The organism is Bacillus sp. JJ864, from assembly GCF_036963045.1.
GTDB classification, from domain to species: domain Bacteria; phylum Bacillota; class Bacilli; order Bacillales; family Bacillaceae_G; genus Bacillus_A; species Bacillus_A pseudomycoides_C.
This window is the reverse complement of record NZ_JBALLY010000091.1, coordinates 1-243: the sequence shown is the minus strand read 5'-3', so window position 1 is coordinate 243 and position 243 is coordinate 1. Positions and strand designations below refer to the sequence as shown.

General features: G+C 53.5%; 2 tRNA genes. Both read right to left on the bottom strand.

What is annotated here, in order from left to right:
- Positions 1-41: 41 nt before the first annotated feature.
- Positions 42-134: transfer RNA gene (locus V7024_RS14940), tRNA-Ser, on the bottom strand.
- A gap of 10 nt (positions 135-144) precedes the next feature.
- A tRNA-Ala gene (locus V7024_RS14935) sits at positions 145-220 on the bottom strand.
- Positions 221-243 lie beyond the last annotated feature (23 nt).

Genomic DNA, 243 nt, shown 5'->3' with positions numbered 1-243 from the left:
GACTGCTCCACCCCGCGATGATATTATATTCTTTTTAAAAATGGAGGAGGTAGAGGGATTCGAACCCCCGCGCGACTCTCGCCGCCTGTCGGTTTTCAAGACCGATCCCTTCAGCCGAACTTGGGTATACCTCCGTTATAATAATGGTGGAGCCTAGCGGGATCGAACCGCTGACCTCCTGCGTGCAAGGCAGGCGCTCTCCCAGCTGAGCTAAGGCCCCGTAATTTTAAAACTATCGGGAAG